Below are 3,297 nucleotides of genomic sequence, written 5' to 3'. Positions count from 1 at the left end.
ACCGCTGGTACGGCGAATCTCGTCAATGGACGAACGTGGCCGGTACGCAGGGGCGCAGCACGCCGTGCGTGAACGATCGTGTGCGCAACATCGTGTCGGTGGCGTGCACCAATCAGTATGTCACTTTGCCGGGACTCGGCACGTACACCAGCGCCGACATCACGCGTGGCAAAGCCACGCTCACGGCGGGTGCACGTTACGATCGCGTGACGTACGACATCGAAGATCGCATTCGCCCCAATCAGTCGGTGAATCAGTCCTTCGACCAGGTGTCACCCCGAGTGGCCCTGCGCTACGACGTGAAGCCTGGCGTGAGTGTGTACACGAGTGTGGCGCGTGGCTTCGAGGTGCCGACCAACAGTGAGCTCACGGCCAGCCCCGACACCATTCGTGGGCTCAACACCGACTTGCGCCCATCGTCGCTCGTAAACTACGAAGCGGGCGCGAAGGCGCTGCTGGCGAACCGCGTCCTCCTCGACGTGGCGGTGTACCGCACCAACGTGACCGGTGAGTTTCTCTCGCGCACCGTGGTGATTCCCGGCGTGCAGTTTCCGCGCACCATCTTCGAGAACGTGGGACGTACGCGTCGCACCGGTCTTGAAGTGAGCGCCACCACGCTGGTGAAGCCGTGGCTCGATGTCGTCACGAGCTACACCTACGCGCGCTACGTGATGACGCAGTTCACCGGCACCGAGATCAACGCGCAAGGACGGAGTGTGGCCGCCAACTACGCGGGCAAGCTCATCCCCGGTGTGCCTCAGCAGCGCGGCGCGGTGGAAATGCGCTTCCGCCCGACCTCGTCGCTGGGCATCACGCTGTGGGGTGAAGCGCAGGGGCGCACGTACGTGGACAACGCCAATACGGAGAGCGGCACGCTGTACACGCAGGTCACGCAAACTGGTGCCCCGCCGCGTGTGGTGCCGGTGGCCTTCGGTGCGGTGCCGGCCTACGGCCTCGCGCACGCGACGGTGTCGTATGCGCTCCCCGAAGTGCGCGGTGCGCGCACGGGGGCGTCACGTGCGTCGCTTTTCATGAACGTGGAGAACATCCTCGACCGTCGCTACGTGGCCGCCTTCGCCACCAACAGCGGCAATGGTCGCTTCTACTTCCCGGGTGCCGGTCGTGTCGTGAACGCCGGGCTCACGCTGTCCACCGGAGGTCGTTGATATGCGTAGGGTCCTGCGTCTTTCGCCGCTCGTCTTCGCCGCTTCGTTTGGCGTTGCAACGTTCGCCACGGCCTGCGCCGACAAGGCACCGGCACCGTCGAATGCCGATGGCGCGAACAGCGCCGCGTCGCTGCCACTCACCTTCGACAGCATCCGCGTGCTGTCGGCGGTCTCCAACGTGGGTGCCGCACCGATTCTCGCACTCGCCCCAGACGGTCGCTACGCCACGGCATGGGTGTCAGCCCCCGACGGTGGTACCGACGGCCGTCTCTACGTGCAGGTGTCGCGCGATGTGCCCGGCGTTGCGGCGGACGTGGTGCAGCGTGAGTTGCGAGATGCGCTGGGCCCGATCGAACCCCACGGTGAGGCGCCGCCCAAACTCGCGTGGAGTGCGCGATCCGATGGCAGCCTCACACTCGGCGCGCTGTACGTGGTGGGGAAGATCGTTCCCGGGCGCCGTTTCCCTGCCAGTGCGCTACGCTTCGTGCGTAGCGACGATGGAGGAGACACATGGAGTGCGCCCGTGACCGTCACCGACGACACCACCAAGGGGCTCGACGCCGACTTCGGCTCGCACAACTTCCATGCGTTGTATGCCGCGCCGAACGGCACCTTCCACGTGGCCTGGCTCGACGGACGGGCCGGCAAGTCGGCGGTATATACCACCCACAGTACAGACGGTGGGCGCACCTGGGCGCGCAACGTACGGGTGGTGCCCATGGGAGCGCCGCTCACGGAAGCCTGCCCCTGCTGTCGCACCGCCATCGCCGCGGACGCCGAGGGGCACGTGTATCTCGCGTGGCGGGCCGTGATTCCCGACACGAGCGCCAAGGCGGTGGTTACCGCGCCGGGCAACGGCAACGGCAACGAGCACGCTGCGCACGGAGCCGCTGGCCCCACCATTCGTGACATCGTGGTTGCACGGAGCGACGATGGTGGCACCACGTGGGGCACGCCGCAGCGCGTGCACGCCGACAACTGGGTGTTCGATGGATGCCCGCACGCCGGGCCGTCGCTTGCCCTGGACAGCACCGGGGTGCTGCACGCCGCCTGGTGGACTGGGAAACCGGGTGCTGCCGGGGTGTTCTACACGCGCAGCTCCGACCAGGCGCGCAGTTTCTCATCGGCCACCCCCTTGGGTGTGGCCGACGCGTCGCAGCCGGCGCACGTGCAGCTCGCCGTGCGTGGCCGAACGGTATTTGCAACGTGGGACGACGGCACGAAGCGCGTGCCCGCTGTGGTCCTCCGCACGTCGCACGACGGTGGTGCCACGTTCGATGCAGCCGTCGCCGTAAGCGACGCCGGCAAAGCGGCGGCGTTTCCGGTGCTCGTGGCCGCAGCCGACGCGCGCGCCCTCACCATTGCCTGGAGCGAGCAGAACGCAGAGGCGGCGGCCCGGGCCGCGCAGCAACGCCCCAACATGAAGGATCCCAAGGCCATCATGCCGCTCCCCAGCGTGGGGAACACTCAGGTCCGGGTTCGCCACGCACGCCTGGGCCAGTCGACGAAGAACATCGCGGCGTCATCCGACGTGTTCACACCGCTGCGGGTGGGCGACATCACCCCGCGATATGACGCACTGGTTCTCGCCGCCAACGGGACCACCGTCCCCGTGAACGTCGCAGAGCCCGGCCAACTCACGTTGGTGAATGTGTGGGCCACCTGGTGTACCTCGTGCCGCGAAGAGATGGCCGATCTCCAGGCGCTGCATGAGCAGTACGGCGATCGTGGGCTACGCGTCATCGGGGTGAGTGTGGATCAGGGCAATCCCCAGAAGGTGGTGCGCTTTGCCCGTGCTCAGAAGCTCGGCTTCGCCGTCGCCCACGACCCGGCAGGAACTGTGCAGCAACAGTTCGGCGTGGTGGGGGTCCCTGAAACGATCCTCATCGATGGGAGCGGACGGGTACGCGCGAAGGTGAGCGGCAACGTACACGGGCAGTTGTTGGCGCTGCGCCAAACCATCGACGCTCTACTCGCTCCGGCGAAAGGGGCACAGTAGGGGTATCCGCTGAGCGCGATCGACGCATAACTGCTGTACATTGGTACGCATGTCGTCCGCCAGCTCCGCGCGGCGGTGGCCACTCGTCACCGCCGCCCTGCTATTGATTGCCTTGCTTGCCGGCCCGCGCAC

2 protein-coding genes are annotated in these 3,297 nt (G+C 67.0%); both read left to right on the top strand.

The genetic code is table 11. The annotated features are described in order from the left end of the window. The coding region (locus ACIQ6O_RS15075; RefSeq protein ID WP_396208600.1) for a TonB-dependent receptor domain-containing protein at nucleotides 1–1,166 on the top strand (1,166 nt) is incomplete at its 5' end. 1 nt (nucleotide 1,167) lies between these two features. Further along, nucleotides 1,168–3,165, top strand: a complete 1,998-nt coding sequence (locus ACIQ6O_RS15070) for a redoxin domain-containing protein (protein ID WP_396208599.1) — start codon at nucleotides 1,168–1,170, stop codon at nucleotides 3,163–3,165. The last annotated feature ends 132 nt before the right edge of the window (nucleotides 3,166–3,297 follow it).

The organism is Gemmatimonas sp., from assembly GCF_044345575.1.
In the GTDB taxonomy this organism is placed as follows: domain Bacteria; phylum Gemmatimonadota; class Gemmatimonadetes; order Gemmatimonadales; family Gemmatimonadaceae; genus Gemmatimonas.
The sequence above is the reverse complement of the archived record's forward strand: the minus strand, read 5'-3'. Positions and strand labels throughout refer to the sequence as shown.

What these genes read in the sequence shown, in the direction of transcription:
- ACIQ6O_RS15070 (WP_396208599.1), top strand. Translation starts at nt 1,168, where the DNA reads ATGCGTAGGGTCCTGCGTCTTTCGCCGCTCGTCTTCGCCGCTTCGTTT.